Annotated in this window: 13 protein-coding genes and 1 pseudogene; 8 read left to right on the forward strand and 6 right to left on the reverse strand. The window is 68.0% G+C overall.

Translation table 11 applies throughout. From position 1 onward, the window contains the following. The 3 genes from Pka01_RS31965 to Pka01_RS41655 all read left to right on the forward strand — a co-directional run. Positions 1-602 (forward strand): ferredoxin--NADP reductase domain-containing protein (locus tag Pka01_RS31965; RefSeq protein WP_505877102.1); only part of this gene is annotated, 602 nt, incomplete at its 5' end. Positions 603-679: 77 nt separating this feature from the next. After that, positions 680-1,447 (forward strand): IclR family transcriptional regulator, encoded by a 768-nt coding sequence (locus Pka01_RS31970; protein ID WP_203886681.1) that lies wholly within the window; start codon positions 680-682, stop codon positions 1,445-1,447. A gap of 165 nt (positions 1,448-1,612) precedes the next feature. Beyond that, on the forward strand, positions 1,613-2,032 hold the full coding sequence (locus tag Pka01_RS41655; RefSeq protein WP_373318202.1) for a tetratricopeptide repeat protein: 420 nt from the start codon (positions 1,613-1,615) through the stop codon (positions 2,030-2,032). Here Pka01_RS41655 and Pka01_RS31980 read toward each other — a convergent pair. Next, positions 1,915-2,673, reverse strand: coding sequence for a group II truncated hemoglobin (locus Pka01_RS31980; RefSeq protein WP_203886683.1), 759 nt, complete (start codon positions 2,671-2,673; stop codon positions 1,915-1,917). The genes Pka01_RS41655 and Pka01_RS31980 overlap by 118 nt on opposite strands. A 595-nt stretch (positions 2,674-3,268) precedes the next feature. Here Pka01_RS31980 and Pka01_RS31985 point away from each other — a divergent pair. After that, complete coding sequence (locus tag Pka01_RS31985) at positions 3,269-3,817, forward strand: serine hydrolase domain-containing protein (RefSeq protein WP_505877137.1); 549 nt, start codon at positions 3,269-3,271, stop codon at positions 3,815-3,817. Here Pka01_RS31985 and Pka01_RS40955 read toward each other — a convergent pair. The 3 genes and pseudogenes from Pka01_RS40955 to Pka01_RS31995 form a co-directional block, all read right to left on the reverse strand. Continuing rightward, a pseudogene (locus Pka01_RS40955) lies at positions 3,767-3,976 on the reverse strand (site-specific integrase); the annotation flags it as partial. The gene Pka01_RS31985 and the pseudogene Pka01_RS40955 overlap by 51 nt on opposite strands. Beyond that, positions 3,916-4,410, reverse strand: coding sequence for a nuclear transport factor 2 family protein (locus Pka01_RS31990; protein ID WP_203886684.1), 495 nt, complete (start codon positions 4,408-4,410; stop codon positions 3,916-3,918). The pseudogene Pka01_RS40955 and the gene Pka01_RS31990, both read right to left, overlap by 61 nt. Before the next feature lie 474 nt (positions 4,411-4,884). Further along, positions 4,885-7,248: a tetratricopeptide repeat protein gene (locus tag Pka01_RS31995; protein WP_203886685.1), complete on the reverse strand. Its 2,364-nt coding sequence runs from the start codon at positions 7,246-7,248 to the stop codon at positions 4,885-4,887. Between the two features lie 836 nt (positions 7,249-8,084). On the opposite strand from Pka01_RS31995, the gene Pka01_RS32000 reads away from it, so the two are divergent. After that, positions 8,085-8,915, forward strand: coding sequence for an alpha/beta fold hydrolase (locus Pka01_RS32000; protein ID WP_203886686.1), 831 nt, complete (start codon positions 8,085-8,087; stop codon positions 8,913-8,915). Between the two features lie 41 nt (positions 8,916-8,956). Next, the gene (locus Pka01_RS32005; protein ID WP_203886687.1) at positions 8,957-9,838 is read left to right on the forward strand and encodes an alpha/beta fold hydrolase; all 882 of its coding nucleotides are present in this window, start codon (positions 8,957-8,959) and stop codon (positions 9,836-9,838) included. A 38-nt stretch (positions 9,839-9,876) separates the two neighbouring features. On the opposite strand, the gene Pka01_RS32010 is transcribed toward Pka01_RS32005, so the two are convergent. Then, positions 9,877-12,318: a helix-turn-helix transcriptional regulator gene (locus Pka01_RS32010; protein WP_203886688.1), complete on the reverse strand. Its 2,442-nt coding sequence runs from the start codon at positions 12,316-12,318 to the stop codon at positions 9,877-9,879. Positions 12,319-12,519: 201 nt separating this feature from the next. Here Pka01_RS32010 and Pka01_RS32015 point away from each other — a divergent pair, with 201 nt between their 5' ends. Both Pka01_RS32015 and Pka01_RS32020 read left to right on the forward strand, forming a co-directional pair. Beyond that, positions 12,520-15,363: a helix-turn-helix transcriptional regulator gene (locus Pka01_RS32015; protein ID WP_203886689.1), complete on the forward strand. Its 2,844-nt coding sequence runs from the start codon at positions 12,520-12,522 to the stop codon at positions 15,361-15,363. A 258-nt stretch (positions 15,364-15,621) separates the two neighbouring features. Then, entirely contained in the window at positions 15,622-17,556 is a 1,935-nt protein-coding gene (locus tag Pka01_RS32020; protein ID WP_203886690.1) for a sensor histidine kinase, read from the forward strand. A gap of 323 nt (positions 17,557-17,879) precedes the next feature. Here the strand turns inward: Pka01_RS32020 and Pka01_RS32025 are convergent, their stop codons facing one another. Continuing rightward, complete coding sequence (locus tag Pka01_RS32025; RefSeq protein ID WP_203886691.1) at positions 17,880-18,563, reverse strand: sensor histidine kinase; 684 nt, start codon at positions 18,561-18,563, stop codon at positions 17,880-17,882. Between the last annotated feature and the right edge of the window lie 769 nt (positions 18,564-19,332).

The raw sequence follows: 19,332 nt of genomic DNA on the forward strand, positions 1-19,332 counted from the left end.
CCCCGCCGGCGAACGAGCGGGCGCGCAGGCGGGTGGTACTTCGCTACCTGCTGTCGCCGACCCGGATCTCGCGACTCGGTTCCGAGGTCCAGATGGATTTCGCGGAGAACGCGATGGTCGGTTCGGACTCCGGCGGGCTCCGCGCCGTGGCCACCGGGACCCACCAGCAGCTGCGCGCGGGCCTCGTGCTGTCCGCCATCGGCTTCCGGGCGGATGCGGCTGATCTGCCCGTCGCCCCGTCCGGTCGCTCGGTCCTTCACCGGGCGGGCCGGGTGCTCACCGGCGTCGATGGCGAGGTCCTCCCAGCGGTCTACGTCACCGGTTGGTTGAAGCGAGGCCCGCGAGGAGTGGTCGGCTCCAACAAGGCGTGTGCCATCGAGACGGTGGGCAGCCTGCTGGAGGATTACCAGGCCGGAACACTCACCCGCGACCTGCGGCCGTCGACGGAGCTGGAGGCGCTCCTGAGCGAGCGGCAACCAGACCGGCTGGACGCGGCCGGATGGCTCCGCGTCGATGCGCTCGAGCGTCGCAACGGCCGGTCCGCAGGCCGACCACGCCGTAAACTGACCAGTCTCGCCGAGATCGTGGAGGCCGCACGCTAGCCACCCAAGCCGCTACCGCGAGGAGCGAACATGGATGAGAACCCAACTCCCGGGTTGCCGCTCCTGGGGTGCCCGCCGTGCCGGCGGTAAGCGGTCCGTCCGTCACGTCGAAGGTGCTGGCCATCCTTGGCGCCTTCACCTATCTGCGGCCCGAACGCACCCTGACGGACATCAGTAGGGCCGCCCACCTGCCGTTGTCGACGGTGCACCGGCTGGTGAATGAGCTCGTCGCCTGGGGAGCCCTGGAGCGCAGCTCGGACGGCAGCTACCGCATCGGGCTCCGACTCTGGGAGATCGGCGCGCTATCACCTCGCGGATCCGAGGTCAGGGAAACCGCGCTCCGCTACATCGCCGACCTGTACGCCCACACCGGGAATAACGTGGCGCTGACCACCCTGGACGGCGAGAGCGCGCTGGCCATCGACTGGATCGTCGCGGAGCGGTCGGCGCACCTGCTGGGCCGCACCGGCACCCGGATCCCGCTCCACGCGACCGGCGCAGGTCTCGTGCTGTTGGCGCACGCCCCGCTGGATCTGCGGCAGAAGGTCCTGGAAGGTTCACTGCACCGGTTCACGACCGAGACGTTGGTGGAGCCGGACGACCTGCGGCGTGCCCTTTCCGACATTCGCCGGCGCGGGTACGTAGTCAGCTGCCGGCAGTTCACCGACAGGTCGACGTCAGTGGCTGCCCCGGTGTCGATCGGAGTGGGCGGGGCAACGGCCGCCCTGTCGGTGATCATCCCCGCGACGGAGGACTGGCGAAAACGGGTGCCCGTGGTCGTCGGCCTCGCCCGTAAGTTGTCCGCGGCGCTCAAGTCCCGGGCACTGGAGTGGCGCCACACATGACGGCGGCCAACTCCGCGCCGCCGGCCCGTCGCCTGTCGAACCGCGGGTGAGATGGGAGACGCCAATGCCGCGAGCCTGCTAGGCGAGTTGTGTCGCGATGCCGGGCGCAGGGAGCAGGCCATCCACTGGTATCGCTTGGCGGCCGAACAGGACTGGGCCGTTGCCATGGTCAACCTTGCGTTGCTCATCGAGGACGGCGATCGCGAGGAGGCGATCCGCCTGCTGCATCGTGCCGCCGAGGTTGGTGACACTGTCGAGCCCCATTACAACCTGGGTGTCTTCCTTGAGGAAGACGGACGACTGGAGGAGGCGGAGCGTTGGTATCGGGATGCCGCTGAACGATGCCCCCACTCCGCAAGAGGGTCTCGCACCAGAGGTGCGAGACCCTTTAGAGAGTTGCTCCCTTGCCACGGAGGCGACCACCGAAATCAGTGGTGGGAAAACCGAGACCACCGAACCCTTGCCGGTCAAGGCGTGTACGGCGGGGCGACACCCCAGCCCCAGCGCGGCACCGGTGCCTTGGTGGGCGGGGTGGCGCCGGGCGCGGAGTTCTGCACGGCCAGACGGGTGCCCCACTCGATGTAGCTCGCGAAGGCGGCCCGGAACTCGGGGTCACCGGGCAGTTCCACCTCATCGGCGGCGTCCATCAGCAGGCTCACCCACCGGCGACGCTGCTCTTCCCTGATGTGTTTGCCGAGGTGCTGGGCAAGCATGTGCGGGTAGCCTCCGCGCTCGCGGGTGTAACGGTCGGGGCCGCCGAAAACCTCGCTCAGCCACATGGCCACGAATCTCGGATGTCGTTCATCCATATGGGCGAAGATCGGGGCGAGCAAGTCGTCCTTGAGCACGTGGCCGTAGAAGACCTCGGTGAGCCGCTCGAACGCCTCGCTTCCGCCCGCCCACTCGTACAACGTGGGCTCGGTCGACGTGGGCTCGGTCTTGGTGATCACCTGCTCGTAGTGGCGCATCTCTTCGATGTTCCCGACATACGGCTCGATCTCGGCGAAGAACTCCTGGAACCGCTCGCTGTTCCTGAACCCCTCCATGTGATCCCGTGTCGACGTCCACAGGATGCGCAGGATGTAGCTTCCAGGCTCGTCGACGCACTTCGACAGCTCGAAGTCCAGGCACTCGGGCGCGGCGCCGAGCGGCACCACGGCCCGGCGATAGGCCGCCTCGAACTCCTGCGCGTCAGGCACCCGGTACCGAATGTACTCAATGATCACGTTTACCTCCGTAATCATGTAATCAGCGACCCGGGACTCCTGGCAACCCAGGTGAGAACGCGACTTAGGGCCCCCAGTAGATGCGGCGGGGGCGCGGTCCTCAGAGGGGTCCGATCTCAGGGCGGCGCAGGCCTACGACTTACGTGCTCGAACCGTATTGTCTCCGCTGGAAGGGGTCTCTTCCGCGTCACCGTTCAGTTCGGTCAGCAGGTCGTCTGGGCACAGCTCGAAGAGATGTCCCCACCATCAGCGTGCCTCGGCGTCCCAGATGCGGATCGCCTTACGGAACACCACCGGACCCGTGCGAGATGCGACTGTCACCCGACGGAGACGGCGTCCTGCTCCCGAAGCTGTCCCAAACCCCAAAAGTAGCTGTGAGTTAGATCACGGTTGAGGTTGACCTTGGGTCAGGGTGAAAGCTCCTCGCAGCGGCACGACGCCGACCGGAGATAACAGACTGCTCGCCGCGAACGCCAAGGACATCGAACTGAAGGGCAAGACCGTCGCCGAACTCGCCGACCGGGTACTGCCGGCCCTGACCACAGCCATGAAGCTGCTCGGCAAGCAAGCTCCGGCAGAAGCCGACAACTTCCGCATGACCATCCTCCTCGCCATCGAAGACGCCCAGGTCCACCCGGACAAGCCCAGCACCACGGCCGAGATGGCCCGCAAGATCACCGCCGCCCTCGACGCCGCCGGGCAGGATCGCCCGGAGCTGCGGAAGGTGATCGAGGAGATCGTCGATTCCGGTTTCGTCGGGGTGTCGCTGCGCGTGCACGATGAGCGGGGGGAGTGGGTGGGCAGCGCGGGGGCGGCGGAGCTGGGCGGGGCCGCGAAGCCGCCGGCGAACGGGCATGTCCGGATCGGCAGCGTCACCAAGACCTTCACCGCGACCCTGGTGCTGCAGTTGGTGGCCGAGGGCAAGGTCGGGCTGGACATCCCGGCGGCGGACTACCTGCCCGAGTTCGGGCTGGACGAGCGGATCACGGTGCGGATGCTGTTGCAGCACACCAGTGGGCTGTTCAACTTCAGCGCCGCTGTGGCCGACGAGATGGGCGATGTCTTCCAGGGGTACGCCGGAGTCGGAGAGCGGCGAGACGAAGCTGTGTCGCATCTCGCGTGGTGTCCAGGCGTCGGTGGGTAGGCCGGCGTCCTTGACGATCTTCCGGAAGCTTCGCCGTACGTTGTGGGAGTCGAGGGGAGTGCCGACGAGCGAGGCGAAGACGACCAGCAACTGCCTTTTCAGCGGTCGACGTCGCTCGCTGGGCGCAGCGCGGCCAGGAGGCTTTCGAGCTGGCCCCATGCCCGTGCGCTGGCAATGTGATCGATGTAATCGCGAGACTCGACGACGAGCCCGTCGCGAATACGGAGAACGAAGACACAGGGCACGGTGAACGCCTCTCCTGTCTCGTCCACGTGCCCCTGGTAAGCGAACTCTGCGACGATCACCTCCGGATCAACGGTGTCGTGGATGACGATGTTGACCGGCTTACGGTTCAGCGTCCGGGCAAACGGCGGCGGCGCGGTGAAGTGCTCGTGCAGTTCGCTACGGCTCAGCAGCGGCGACGGGTTGAGCGGGTGAAACGGGTGGGTGACATGGGTCTGTTCGGCGTAGAGGTCGGCCAAATTTTCGTACGGCCCTTCGCAGACCCCATTCACCAGGCGGAGAAACACGTCACGCGGGCTACTGTGACCATCGCCGCCGCCGCCGCCGTCCGGATCGGCTCGGGAATCCATGGACCTCACCTTATCGATTTCCACCTCGACAGCTACCCGCGTCGGCGCTTGATATCTTCAACGACAACTTGACCGCCTCTGAGAGGCTCCGATGATCCCCTGCGAATCGGTGACGCCCGGGGCTGGAAACCATTCGGGGACCACACGTCATGCACGCAGCCGAACGTTTGGCACGTCACCACACGTCTTGCATGGCTACCTGAACGCTGTTGAGCTGTAAAAACGGCTACCCCCACTTCCTGGGGGTCACAAGGGGTCGCAGGTTCAAATCCTGTCGTCCCGACGCAGCTCAGAGGGCTGATCCGATTGATCGGGTCGGCCCTTTCGGCGTCTTGGGGACCACGATCGTTTACATGCGGCCTGCTAAAGCGCTGCTTGACCTTGCGTCAAGGGTATTCCGCTCGGTCAGATGACAGCGTTTCGCGATATACCACCTCCTACAAGAGACCGAGCCTTCATCGAAACTGGAGCGACTCACCCCTTACCTGTGCGACGTAGCCGTCTGCTCATTGGGGCAGCCTGATCCCCGAACCGCTCATCGCCTATGAGGGCTATCAGGCGATCAGTCTTGAGCGTCTCAGGATGGGCTAGGCCGAGATATTGCTGCTGGAGCTGTAGAACCTGGCGATAGATTCGTTCGGCCTGGTGGGTGCGGCCCTGGGTGGCAAGTACGTTGGCGAGATCGCGGCGGGTGGTGAGCAGCCGGGCGTCGGTGTCGCTGAGGACTTGCTCCATGGCGGTGAGGACGTCACGGAGCATGCTCTCGGCCTGCGGTATGCGGCCCAGTGCCGCGAGTGTACGGGCCAGGGTTGCCCTAGTTGACAGCGTCAGAGGATGCTTGGCACCCATCGTGCGAGACACGGTGTCCACGACCCGGGTGCCCAGGTCTTCGGCCTCCTGGTGTGCTCCGCTTTCGTTGGTCCAGTGCGCAAGATCCGCCCAGGCGTCGAGCGTTCTGGGATGTTCCTGGCCCAGGACGCGGCGGTCGATTTCCAGCGCTTGGCGGCAGAGGTTGGCGGCCTCTTCCGCGTCTCCCTGCATCCCGACCGACCAGGCGAGATCGACGAGGGTTGTCAACGTGTCGTTGTGTTCAGGGCCCAAGGAGGCCTCCTGGTCGGCGATCAGATCGCGGTACATCTGTTCGGCTTCGCCGTAGCGGCCCTGAGCCATGATGGTTCCGATGAGCTGGTCTCTGGTGCGGAGTGTGCCCGGATGAGCATCGCCCAGTACAGTCCGCCGATCCTCAAGGACGGCGCGGAACAGGTCTTCGGCTTCGCGGACCCGGCCTCGGGCGCTCAGGGTGACACCGAGACCATGGCGGGCCGCGATCGCTTCAGGATGTAGGTCCCCGAGCCTGGACGCTGCGGCGAGCAGGAGGCGTGCTATCCCCTCCCCGCCTGCACCCTCCTTGCTGCCGATCAGCGTCAGCGAGTAGTGCGCTCTTCCCGCGACATGCAGCAAGCTCAGGAGCGTTGGCGTATCGAGGTGAGGAGCCGCCCAGGTGAGAAGCGCCTCGATATGGGGGATCAGTTTCTCCCAGCGCGCCCAGTCCGCAGGGCGCTCGACCTCTAGCCCCCCGGCATAGGAGCTGACCAACCGTACGGCCAGCTCCGGAATCGAGGTGTCCTCCGTCATCGACGTTCGGCAGGTGTCGGCCACCACCGGATGGAGCGTGAGGTCCGGCAGGCCACCCGGTACTGCAACGGCGTCGATCAACGCCAGCTCGGCCAGGGCACGCAGGGAGGTCTCGCTCAGCACCGAGCCGAGCATGGCCATTGGGATGGGCGTGGTGGGCGCGAAACAGGCCAGCAGGTACAGCATTTCCCGCGCCCGCTCCACGCCCTGTTCGGCGAGCGCGTCCAACGAAAGCTCCCAGGTTCGCGAGACCGTCGCCCGCGAATCGGAGTGCACGGAGTCCAATTCGACGACCGCCGCCTGGCCGCTGTCCAATGCCCGCCGGTATTCCGCGAAGCTGTGCCACCGCGCGAACGGAGAGGTCAGGTACATCCCGGCCAGATGTAGCGCGAGGGGCAGTCCGCCGAGGCGTCGCGCGAGTTCCATCGCTTCCCGGCCGTCGGGGTCGGGGATGTGCGGAGCCGTTCTCCGAAGTACAGCTGCCGCTGTGACGTCATCGAGAAGCCTCAGCGGCACCACTCGAACCCCGCCGCCCCAGGCCTGCGGGTCGCCTATTCGTGTGGTCACCACCGTGAGGATCCCGCCGCCTCCCCGCACCCAACCCGCGCCGTCCGATGGTGTCGACCTACCGTTGGCAGCCAGCACGGATGGCACGTCTGCGTTATCGAATACCAGCAGAGCGTTGTGACTCCTGGCCGGGCGCTCGGCCAGGAACGTCCAAAACCGGTCGGCTGCGGTCGGCGCGGCATCACTAACCTCCCGAAGGAGCGACTCGGGCGCGTCCAGCCGTCGCAGGATCTCGATGATCCCGCCGCGCAACGACACCGAATCCGCGACGTTCACCCACCACACGGGCCGTCCACGCCGACGGAACTCTGCCGCCAGCCATAGAGCGAGCGTCGATTTACCGACACCCCCCATCCCGGCCAGTACCAATGCCTGGGGAGCGCGCCAACCCCTGCGCCTCAGGAGGCTCCTCAACTCAGCCTTGAGATCGTCGCGGCCCAATACCTCGGCTGGCAAACGGCCGTACGGTGCCGCGATCGGAAGCGCACCAGTGAAATCGGCAGATGACGAATGCAGTGGTCCGCTATCAACCCGCCGACTATCGCGACGATCCAGCACCGCCACCCGAAGCTGCCACGCGCCGACTCCCAGCGCGACGACCCCGGCAACCGATGCCGCGGCACTCAGCAGATCCATAGCCTGACGATAGAACCGCAGCTTGGCTCGGCCTACCCATCAAGGCCGGCAGCTACGGCCCAGATGTGAACGGTTCGGGTCGGCCCTTTCGGCGTCTGCGGACCACGATCATCTTGCGTCCGGCCTGATGGTGCTGCTTGACCACGGTCAAGAGGCGGCAGGTGTGGGATCGAGAGATCAGACACCAGTGATGAGGACGAAGCGACGAACCGCGACGTACGTGCAGCAGCCCCAACCGGACATCGACAAAGCGCTGGAGTACGGAGGCCGTGCCGTGGACACATTGGACGGTCAGGTCGACTCCGCGCGCCGCGTCGGGCACAGCGTTCGACGTCCTCAGCGACTCATCCGGTTCCTCGGGAGCACCGGCCTGGTGCTACTGGATGACCGAAGCCCAGGCTCTCGCGCGGGCCGGCTACTGCTACCTCCGCTTGGGCGATCACGGCCGAGCCCGCGCCCACTTGCGCAGCGGAACCAAGCAGCAGGCCCGGCGTGAAAGATGGACCATCATGTTCTGACTGGTCGTAGACGTGCCAGCGCACGACCTGGGCCTGGTCCTCGAGCGTGCAGCGACCGTCTCCGTGCCCAGCCTGAGGTCGGCCGCGGCGGGCGAAGCACCTCGATATCCCGTGAAACACGTAGTCATCCCCATGCGGCTATTCACAGGCGTTTACATGTGCAAATTGCCCAGATCGGGTGTCTTTTCGCGAGCGTAGGCGCCGTCCGGTGCGTGGGGGTCGCAGCCGGACTATGAGGTTCACATGATTCCCGACATCAGTGCTCGGGTTTAGCGTCTGCCGCGGACGAATCCGAACCGCGTGAGATGGAGAACCACCATGCCCTACGTGAACGTAGGCACGGAGAACTCGGTACCGATCGACATCTATTACGAGGACCACGGTGCGGGGGCACCCGTGGTGTTGAGCCACGGTTACCCGTTGAGCGGGAAGGCGTGGGAGAAGCAGGTTTCCGTGCTGATCGCCGCCGGGCACCGTGTGATCACCTATGACCGCCGGGGCTGGGGGAACTCGAGCCAGCCGGCCACCGGTTACGACTACGACACGTTCGCCGCCGACCTGAACGCCCTGATGGAGAAGCTGGACCTGCACGACGCCGTGCTCGTCGGCCACTCGATGGGCACGGGCGACGTGACCCACTATTTGGGCGTCTACGGCAGTGCCCGCGTGCGCAAGGCCGTACTGGTCTCGCCGATCCCGCCCTTCCTGCTGCGGACCGACGACAACCCCGAGGGTGCTCCGCAGGGCCTGTTCGACGGCTTCGTCGAGACGGCCAAGGCCGACCGGCCGCTGTGGCTCAAGCAGTTCCTCGAGAACTTCTACAACTACGACGTCTACGGTGGCACCCTCGTCAGCGAGCAGGCGTTCCAGTCGAGCTGGAACATCGCGGTCGCGGGCTCGCCGGTCGCCGCGGTGGCGTGCATCCCGACCTGGCTGACCGACTTCCGGCCCGACGTGGCCAAGCTCGACGTGCCGATCCTGGTGATCACAGGCGACCAGGACCGGATCCTGCCCAAGGAAGTCGCCGGCGAGCGGCTGCGCGGGCTCGTCGACGACCTCGAATACATCGTCATCGAAGGCGGGCCCCACGCGATCGCGTGGACCCACCCCGACCAGGTGAACACGGCCCTGCTCGGCTTCCTCGCCTGATCACGAATCATCCCCACACCGCATTGAAGAAAGGCAAGTCCATGCTCGTGCACCGGATCCGCTACGCCACGGCCGTCACGGCCGCGGCGGCGGCCACAGCAGTCCTGCTTCCCCTCGGACTGGCTTCGGCGACCGCTGCGACCGCCACGACCAGCGCCACGACCAGCGCCACGACCAGCGCCACGGCCACCCGCCACGCGGCGAAGCCCACGATCGTCCTCGTCCACGGCGCCTGGGCCGACGGATCGAGCTGGTCCGGCGAGGTCAGCCGCCTCCAGCGCGACGGCTACACCGTCGCCGTCGCGCCCAACCCGCTGCGGGGCCTGTCCAGCGACGCCGCTTACCTGCGCGACTACCTGGCGGGCATCTCCGGGCCGATCGTGCTCGTCGGCCACTCGTACGGCGGCGCCGTCATCACCAACGCCGCGACGGGTAACGCCAACGTCAAGGCCCTGGTCTACATCGACGCCTACCTCCCGGACGCGGACCAGACCGTTGCCGACCTCAGCGGCGAGGACTCCGCGCTCGCACCGGCGCCCACCAACCCGACATCGGTCTTCAAGCTCGTGAACTACCCGGGCGCACCGGCGGGCGTGTACGACACGTACGTGCTGCCGGACGTGTTCGTCCGGGGCTTCGCCGGCGACCTGTCCTCCGCGACCGGCGCCCAGCTCGCGGCCTCCCAGCCCCCCACGTCCCTGATCGCCCTCGGCGAGCACTCCGGGACTCCGGCCTGGAAGACGATCCCCTCATGGGACCTGATCGGCACCAAGGACAAGATCATCCCGGAGGCGCAGCAGGTCGCCATGGCCGAGCACGCCGGCGCGCGCACCCAGAAGTTCAACGCCTCCCACTTGGGCATCATCTCCCAGCCTGGCACCGTCACGAGCTTCATCGAGAAGGCGGCCTGCGCCAAGGGCTGAGCGTCGGGCGGTGCGGTCACTCGACCGCACCGGCCGCCTCACGGCTTCCTCAGCTTGAGCTGGCGGCGCGAGGTGACTCCGAGCTTCCTGAACACCTTCTTGAGGTGGTAGTCGACGGTGCTCGGGCTGATGAACAGCTGCGCGGCGATCTCCTGGTTCGTCGCGCGGCCGGCCGCCAGTGTGGCGATCTGCCTCTCCTGCGGCGTGAGGTCATCGGACGCGTTCGCGGACGCGCCGTGGCGCGTGCCGGCCGCGACGAGCTCGATCCGGCATCGATCCGCGAACGCCGCCGCGCCCATCTCCACGAACATGTCGTGGGCCACGCTCAGCCGTGCGCGGGCGTCGTTCCTGCGCCTGTGTCGGCGCAGCCACTCGCCGTATAGCAGGTACGCGCGGGCCAGATCGGCCGTTATGCGCGTGCGCTCCAGGTGCTCTATCGCCAGCAGGTAGAGACGTTCCGCGTCGGCCGGCTCCGCCAGGAGCGCCTCCGACCTCGCGAGCAGCCCGAGCGCCCACGGAGTGCCGGCCACCTGGGCCTTCGCCCTGAGCCGCGACAACGCCGACTGAGCCTGGTCGCGCTCACCACACCGGACACCGGCTTCGATGAGGTCGGGCAGGCGCTGATGGTCCAGGTTCACCATGTCCAGCTCGCACAGGTGCCGGGCCGCCTCGAACGCGTCGCGGTAGCGGCCACGCCCGAGCGCCTCGGAAGGGCCCGCGACAGCCGGGGCCCGCTCGTCGGCGGGCTCGTCGGCGAAACGGTCATCCCACACGGCGTGCGCGGCCGCGACCCCGAGCGTGCCGGGCGCCCGCTGGTCCGCGAGATCGGCCAAGGCGGCCAGGGCGGCATGGAGCACGGGCACGGCCTCGGCGTATCCGATCGCGATGAGCGTGGCACAGCCTTCCAGCAACAGGTCGCCGGGCGTCGCCTCGCCCTCCGGCGGTGGCGCGAGCGTGAGCGCCTCCTTCGCGATCTCGAGCGGAGTGACCTCCAGAGCGGCTTGCCCGATCGTGAAGACCATGTTCATGGCCTCGAGGAGCTTTTCCCGGCGACGCCGTACGTCGACGTGCTCGTAGGCGCGCGCGGTCGTCAGCAGCAGCGCGGGAAGCCGGGCGGCCGAGCCACCGGCCCGTATCTGGATCTTGCCGCGTATCTCCGCCGCCAGCGCACGTGTGAGCGGATCCACCAGGGCCGGCCCGGCCGATTCGACCAGTGACCCCGCCTGGGAGAAGGCGCCGGCGGTCAGAGCCGCCTGCGCGGTGGCGACCAGTCGCCCTGCCCGGCGAGCGGGCTCGGGGGTCATCTCGGCCGCGCGCATCCGAATGATGACCTCGGCGTCGGACCCACCGCGTGACCTGGCCGTGCCGGCGGCGTCCTCAAGCGCCGCGGCCAGCACCTCATCCGGCCCTGGGGCCGCCTCGGCGAGATGCCAGGCGCGCCGGTCGGGGTCCTGATCGGGATCGGTGACGGCCGCGAGCACCTGGTGGACCCTCTGACGCTCACCGCTGGTCGCCCCGTAATAGACCGCCGAGCGGATCAGCGGGTGACGGAACCTGACCCGTGAGCCCGGCTCCAGGAGCTGTCGCGCCTCCGCGACCGCGCCCGCGTCCCACCCGAAGCCGAGCTCGGCCCCGGCACGCCACAACACCGCGGGGTCGCCCGTCTGCTCGGCGGCGGCCGTCAGCAACATCATCTGTGAGCTCGCCGGCAGGTCGCGGATCTCGCGGACGAACCGCGCCCCGAGCCTCTGGCTGATCGGCAGCGGGTCCGGCAACCGGGCCGCACCGGTCAGGTGCCCGAGATCCAGCTCATGGGCGAGCTCGATGAGGGCCAGCGGGTTGCCGCCTGTCTCGGCGACGATTCGCTCGCTGATCCGGTCGTCCGGCCTGCCAGGCGTCGCTGAGGCCAGCAGTTCGGCCGCCGCGCGCGGTGCGAGCCCCCGGATCTCGCGGTCAGGAAGCCCCGCCAGCGGCAGGAGCCGGGTGATGGGCTCGCGGACCGCGAACATCATGACGAGACGCTCGGCCTGGAGACGGCGTGCCACGAACGCCAGCACCTGGGCCGACTCCTGATCGAGCCACTGCGCGTCGTCGACGACGCACAGCAGGGGCTCACCGGCGGCGTCGGCCAGCAAGCTCAGTGCGGCCAGCCCGACGAGGAAGCGCTCGGGCTCCTTGCTCTGACGCAGGCCGAAGACAGCGGCCAGGGCCGATCGTTGCGGGGGCGGCAGGTTCGGCAGGCGGCCGAGGAAGGGCAGCAGGAGCTGGTGCAGGGCCGCGAAGCCGATCTCCGTCTCCGATTCGATGCCCGCGACCCGCACCACCCGGGCGCCGCGCGCCTCCCGCACGGCGTGGTCAAGGAGCGCCGTCTTCCCGATCCCCGCCTGCCCCCTGAGTACGAGAACGCCGCCGGCACCTTCACGGGCGGCCGTGAGCAGACCCTCCAACTGCGCGAGTTCCTCCTCACGACCCAGGAGCAAGGCTGCCTCGATCAGGTCGGGTGCTCATGGACGGACGTCCGCTCCTTTCGAAGGACCAGGCTGCGTGGCCCGACCAGTCTCCCGAGCGGGGTCCGCCAGCGGTATCCGAAGGATGACTGCACCCCCGGCCACGCACCCTTCCCCTGCCGCACTACAGTCCAATTTGTCCTGTCCTCAGACCCGAACGGAACCCCAGGCAGCATGGTCGAACGCACGTCGTCGCTGCTCATCGGCCGGGATGCCGAGCTGGAACGGCTCATCGGCCTGCTCGACTCGCCATCGAGCCAGGCACTGGCGCTCCTCGGCGAAGCAGGCATCGGCAAGACCAGCCTCCTGTCGCGGTTCGTCGAACAGGCCCGGGAGAAGAAGGTGAACGTCCTGTCGGTCGTGGGCGACCAGTCCGAGACCCATCTCGCGTTCGCCGGACTCCACCAACTGCTGGGCCCGATCCTCAGTTCGGCCGGCTCTCCCGTGGCCGACCTGACGCCACCTCATCGGAACGCGCTGCTGGCCGCCTTCGGCCTGGCACAGGAGTTCACGGCTCCCGACCGTCTGCTGATCGGCATAGCGACCGTGACGTTGCTCATCAAGGTCGCGGAGCGGTCCCCGCTGCTCCTCGTCGTCGACGACACCCAGTGGCTCGACTACAACTCGCGTGACGTTCTCGCCTTCGTCGGGAGACGCCTGAGGAACGAGCGGCTCGTGATGGTGGTGAGCACCCGGGAACAGACGCCGCCATCGCCGTTCGGCCACGACGTCGCCCACTTGCGGCTGGAGCCGCTCACCGAGACAGACGCCAACCGGTTGCTTGACGCGCAGCCGCACCCCCCTCGCGGCCAGGCTCGGTCGACCGTCCTGGCCCAGGCGCAGGGCAACCCGATGGCCTTGGTAGAGCTGACCAGGGCGATCGCGACGGACAGGACCTGGGGCGGTTACCGGCTCGAAGACCCGCTTCCGCTGAGTGAGCGCCTGGAACGTCTGTTCTCGGAGCGGGTGAGCGCCCTGCCGCAGGCCTGCCGTACCGCCTTGTTGTTCGCCGCGGCGGCGGGCCCGTCCGAGCTGTCGGAGGCGGGCAGCGCCGGCCTTCCCGGCCTGGAGGCGCAGATCTGGCAACCCGCCGAGAACGCCGGCCTGATCACGGTGAGCGGCGCCGGAGTGGCCTTCTCACACCCTCTGGTGCGCTCGGCCGTCTACCACGCGGCGTCGTTCGCCGAGCGCGCGGACGCCCATCGCCGGCTGGCCGGCGTCCTCACTCGGCAGCCGGATCGCCGGGCCTGGCATCTGTCGAGGGCGACACTCCATCCCGACGAGAGTGTGGCGTTGCTCCTGGAGGAGACCGCGGCGGAGGCTCTGCGACGCGGCGGCTGTGTGGCCGCCGCCCTCGCCATGGAACGGGCGGCGGAGCTCAGCCCGGACCCGGAGGACCGGGCACGACGGCTCGTCATCGCCGCCGACTACGCCACCACCACGGGGCAGGCCACATGGGTTCGGGACCTCGCGACCCAGGCATCGGCCGCCACGTCCGACCCGACGTTGCGAGCGCAGGCGAACCGGGCGATCGGGTGGGCGCTCGCCTGGACCAAACATCAGGCCGAGGCGCTCAGAGCGCTCGTCACGCTTGGCGAGGAGACGGCGGTGTGGGCCCCGCTCATCGCCTGGGGCACCCTGGGGCCGGCGGCGACCGTCGCCTACCACCTGGGAGCGCCTGCCGGACGGACCGCGGTGCGTCAGGTGGTGGACCGGCTTTCCCCACGGGAGGCCGCGATCCACCCCGGCGCCCCGGACTGGGCGAACGCCGTCCGGCTGTTCACGCACACGGCGACCAACCCCTACCAGGGGCGGGCGGCGGCCCTGGCCGACATTCGCCGGATCACCGAACGCGGGCTCGACATTCCCGGCCTGTCGACGGCGGGCCCGGCCGCCTGGGTGCTCGACGAGTCAGATCTGGCGGTACGCATTCTCCGGGAGGCGCGCGAGAGGCTCCGCAAACCCGGCATCCGGAGTGCCCGGGGCGCCATGGTGATAGGGCTCTCGGAGGCGCGCGAGAGGCTCCGCAAACCCGGCATCCAGGGTGTCAGCGGAGCCATGATGATGGGGCTCGCCTGGGCCTGTCTCGACACCGCCCGATGGGACGAGGCGCTGGACGCGTGCGCGGAGGCGTCCGAACTGGCCGCGGCCTACGAGATGGAGATCGTCACCGCGGGGGTCAGCCTCACCGCCGCCACACTGGCGGCCCTTCGCGGCGAGACGCTCCGCGCGCGCGACCTCGTCGCCACGGCGGTCGCCGCCGTGGATCCGGCCGACGTCCCGTTCATCGCGGCGCGAGAACGCCGGGTGACGGGGTTGATCGCGCTGGTCGAGGGACGCTTCGAGGCGGCCTTCACCATCCTCCGCCAGGTGCTCGGCGACGACGGCGTCCCACTCCACTACCACGCCTCATATTTCGCGCTGGTGGACTTCGCCTCCGCCGCGGTCCGTACGGACCAAGTCGACGAGTGCAGAGGGATCGTGGAACACGCGGTGAGCCAGGTGGACGGGGACCTGTCGCCGCGTCTCGAGCAGTTGGTCGCGCACGCGCGCGCGTTGTTGTCCGGACGCGATCAGGCCGAGGAGCACTACACCCGCGCGCTCGCCGACCCAGCGGGTGAGCAGTGGCCCTTCGAACGAGCTTCTCTGCGGCTGGACTACGCCGAATGGCTGCGGCGACGGCGGCGGATCAACGAGGCCAAACCTCTGCTGATCTCAGCCGTGGAGGTGTTCCAGCGCATCGGAGCGAAGCCGTACGCACAACGGGCCGAAACCGAGCTCCGCGCCTCCGGAGTCACCCTCCCCGGAGCCGCCGCGTCAGACGGCCTGGCGCAGCTCACCCCGCAACAACGCGAGATCGTCCGCCTCGCCGCCCAGGGACTGACCAACCGCGAGATCGCCGAACGGCTCAGCCTCTCGCCCCGAACCGTCGGCTCCCACCTCTACCGGTCCTTCCCCCTCCTCGGAGTCACCGCCCGCCACCAGATCCGCGACGTCCTCGGCTCCGGCGCCGGATAACCGCCTCAGAGGAGCTGGATCACGTCGAGGACGAGACCGGCGACGGCCAGGACCAGGCCGGCGACCTCTCACGCTTTCTCGCGGATCACCTGACGTATGGCGACGGCCTGTGTGTCGTTCAGGCTCGGGCTCAGCCCCTTGATCTCGACGGGAGAGTTGACCGTCATGGCAGAGCCGACGCTGTCCCAAGCGCGCTGATGGCACCCGACCGCTTAAAGTTCCTAACAAAATGATCTCCGGAGTATCCGCCCGACGCCGGTGATCGTCGGCGGTTATCGCAGCCGCGTTGATAGTGGGCTGCTCTGGGTGCTTACAGGTGAGTTGGCCCTTGGCCAATGCCCATCCGCTCACCGGCGACCAGGAAATGTCGCTGAGTGCACGCAGAAGTACAATGAGTCAGTGCATGCGAGGCTACCGTCGCTGCTGCTGCGCCAGACTCCATCCCTGATGGTCGGTGTCTTGGCCGGCGCCGCATGCGCTGCCGTGGTGACGCTGTTACTCTTCCCGTTCCGGCAGTTTGTCCCTCCACATTCGCTCGGTGTCGTTTACCTGCTCGGCGTGCTGCTGATCTCGACAGCGTTCGGCCTGTGGCCCGGTCTGGCGACCGCGGTGGCCAGCGCAGTCGCCTATGAGTACTTTCATCTGCCGCCCTTCTACGGGTGGACGCTGACCGGCGACGGGGAGTTGGTGACGGCCCTGGTCTTCCTCGTCACCGCGCTGCTGGCCGGCTTCGTCGCGGACCTGGCCCGGTCACGGGCGATGGAGGCCGAAGAGCAGCGCCGCACGGCCGACCTCGCCGCCGACCTCGCCCACCTGCTGCTGCGCTCGGAGGACCTGCGAACCACGCTGCCGGCAGCCGCACAGCGCCTGGCCCAGGCCCTGGAACTGCGCCACGCGGCGATCGAGCCCGAGGTCGTCGCCGCGGACGGGCCGTACGCGGCGCTCCCGCTGCGCGACGGCGCCACCCAGCTCGCCACCCTCCTGATACCCGCCGACCTGCCGGAGCCGACGTTGCTGCGGCTGCAACAGCAGGTGGTGCCACCGCTGCAGGCCTTGCTGGGCGCGGCATGGGACCGTGAGGCCGTCGCAGAGGAACAGGCCGCGCTCCGGCGAGTCGCGACGCTGGTCGCCGGAGGCGCCGACCCATCCGAGGTGTTCAACGCGGTCACCCGTGAGATGGGCCGCATCATGGGCACGCGATACACCGACATGAATCGGTTCGAGTCCGACGGCACGTTGACCGTGCTGAGCCACTGGGATGATCATGGCGGCTGGGACCAGTTCGTGCCGCTGGGCTCGCGCCGGCCGATCCAGGACATGCCTGTGGCGAAACTGGTGTGGCAGACCGGGAAACCGGCTCGGCGCACTACCGATGACGACGACGCCGCCGGCGAGTTCCTCAGGCGTGCCCGCGAGTGGGCGCTCGGCTCGGTGGTCGGCAGCCCGATCATGGTCGAGAACCAACTGTGGGGTGTGATGGTCGCCTTTTCGCGCGCGGATGACCGGCAACCCCAGGCGATCGAGGAGCGCATGATGAAGTTCACCGAACTCCTCGGGACCGCGATCGCCAATGCGCAGAGCCGAGCAGAGCTCACCGCCTCCCGCGCCCGCATCATCGCGGCCGCAGATGAATCTCGTCGCCGTATAGAGCGCGACCTGCACGATGGGGCACAGCAACGTCTTGTCACGCTCGGGCTGGAACTGCGGGCGGCCGAAGCCATGGCGCCGCCCGATCTCAAGGCCCACCTGTCCCACGTGGTCGAGGGTCTGGCCTGCGCCGTCGAGGACCTCCAGGAACTCTCCCGTGGCCTGCACCCTGCGATGCTGTCGAAAGGAGGCCTCTGCCCCGCCCTCAAGACACTCGCGCACCGCTCCTCCGTGCCGGTCAGGCTGAAGGTGAGCAACGTCGAGTCACAGCCCGAACGGGTCGAAGCCGCCGTCTATTACATCGTTTCGGAAGCACTGACGAACGCGGCCAAGCATGCACAGGCCTCAGTAGTTGACATTGACCTCACCGTTGACGACACGGCCCTGCGGCTCTGCATCCGGGACGACGGAATCGGAGGAGCCGACCCCCGCAACGGCTCGGGGCTCATCGGCCTGAAGGACCGTGTAGCGGTGATCGGCGGCGACATGGAGATCACCAGCCCGGCGGGAAACGGGACGTCACTGCTCATCACAATTCCCTGCTGACCATGGGTCCCGCCCGCATCGGTCAACATTCAGCGGCATATTTCGCTGAAGGCTCGGGCAGCGTCCCGAGCTGGGCCGTCATCGGCGTGCGCGGAGGGAGAGCACGCACGACCGTCCTGATACCTGCTCGGAGATCGGTACCGGCGTAGCGACCCGGGCTGTGCCATGACCCCGTCCCCAGGGCCTGCCGCCCCGGTCACCCAGCGGGCCACCCCCCGGCGCTCCTCGCCGTGGGCGACGAGGCAGAGCTGCCCTAGAGCAAGCTGCCTGGTCGGCGGGCGCTTTTTGCCGCCTATAGCCGCGCGCCCGCCAGTACTGGTGCCTCAGGATTCCGCGAGGGGTATTCGAAGGAGGAACAGCGCGCCGCCCAAGTGGGACTCCGTGGCTTTCAGGGTGCCCTCATGGGCGTGGGCGATCGCGCGGGCGATCGCCAGGCCTAGCCCGGTGCCGCCGTGGTCGCGGTCCCGCGCAGTGTCCAGTCTGGAGAACCGCTCGAAGACGCGCTCCCTGTCACACTCGGGGATGCCGGCTCCATCGTCCCCGACGGCCAGTTCGGCGACGCGCCCAACGGGCCGCACGCTGACCTCCACGACTTTCCTGCTGTGTCGCTGAGCGTTGTCGAGGAGGTTCCTGAGCAGGCGGACGATCTGGGATCGCACGACAGTGACCAGCACGCCCGTTTCGATCCGCATCCGGGTCGGCACCCGGTCGGTCCGCTGGAAGACCTCACAGCGGGCCAACTCGGACAGCGATAGAGGCGTCTTCTCCGTGACTCCAGACGCTCCTACCCGGGCCAACAGGAGCAGGTCCGTGATGATCGACTCCAGCCGGTCGACGTCCAGCAGGGCACCTTCCAGGAGGGAGCCCATGTCGGTGTCTTCGGGGTGCAGCCTGCCGTCCTCCAGTTGCGCGCGGAGGCCGGCGAGCGGGGTGCGCAGCTCGTGGGAGGCGTCGGCGACGAACTGCTGTTGCCGGTCCAAGATGGCCGCTAGAGACAGAGTACTCATGATGCGCTCCTGGTATACCGAGTACTGTATTTCGTATACCAGTCTCCCACCCTGGGTGATCGTTGTCGGTACCGCTAGCGGCCATCCACCGTCTGCCGCGGCAAAGCTCCGTCGAAGCGCACCACGCTGAATGCCATGCATGCTTCAAGATCAGGCAATGGTGACGCCGCCTGGACCGAACTGGGGGACAGGTGACTCGCAGGTCGTGCGGATCGCGGAGCAGGCCGCCTTCCCACCGGCGAGCCACCCGGACTTGACCGCGCCACTTTGATCGCGGACACGGTGCCGAAGTCGCTCATCCGGTCGCCGAACACGCGTTTGGTCAACCACGCGGCGATCCGCGACCACCGAAGGATTCAGCCTCGGTTGCCCGCGACCGTGCGCCGAAGGGGTCGTTCCCTGCGTGGATCAGGGCAGCGTGTGTGTTGCGGTTCATCGAGAAATGGGATGACGCGTCAGTCTTCGTGGTGAACCGCCGGTTGGACAACCGGGGGCTCATCCGCTTACACCACAGCGAAGTCGGTGAGATGGCCTTTCCCTTGAGACATTGCGTATCGAGAGCGTTTTAGCAGGGTTAGCGACCTTCCAGGCAGGAGAAGCGCTGCACGCTCGCAGGGCACAACGAGGGCAGATGGCATCATGATCAGCCGCGAAGCGCCGAGATGACCAATGCCAGATCATCGGGGTGGTTGGCGATACGGCCCAGGTCACAAGCGCCGCGAAATGACTTCCAGCACAAGTGAGCCTCCCTGCCGGGACTGCAACCGAC

This window comes from Planotetraspora kaengkrachanensis (assembly GCF_016862895.1).
GTDB classification, from domain to species: Bacteria; Actinomycetota; Actinomycetes; order Streptosporangiales; family Streptosporangiaceae; genus Planotetraspora; species Planotetraspora kaengkrachanensis.